Here is a 326-nt window from a genome sequence, read left to right on the forward strand (position 1 = left end):
TCCATTGAAGGGAACCAAATTAAACTACCGAAACTCGGGCTCGTTCGCTTTGCCAAAAGTCGAGAAGTCGAAGGCCGGATCCTAAATGCCACCATCAGACGTAATCCAAGCGGAAAATATTTCATCTCTATTCTTGCAGAAACAGCTATCCAACCATTAGAAAAAACAGAATCAGCTATCGGCATCGACTTAGGTATGACAGACTTTGCGATTCTTTCGGATGGACAAAAGGTGGATAATCATCGTTTCACCACTAAAATGGAAAAGAAATTAAAACGAGAACAAAGAAAACTGTCCAGACGTGCCCAACATGCGAAAAACAACGG

At 42.0% G+C, this 326-nt stretch carries 1 protein-coding gene; it reads left to right on the forward strand.

Going from position 1 to position 326, the window contains the following annotated elements; all coding sequences use genetic code 11:
* Positions 1-326, forward strand: a 326-nt coding sequence (locus GHT08_RS21990; RefSeq protein ID WP_163583506.1) for an RNA-guided endonuclease InsQ/TnpB family protein, incomplete at both ends; no start/stop codon positions are given.

The organism is Gracilibacillus saliphilus (genome assembly GCF_010994085.1).
GTDB lineage: Bacteria > Bacillota > Bacilli > Bacillales > Amphibacillaceae > Gracilibacillus > Gracilibacillus lacisalsi.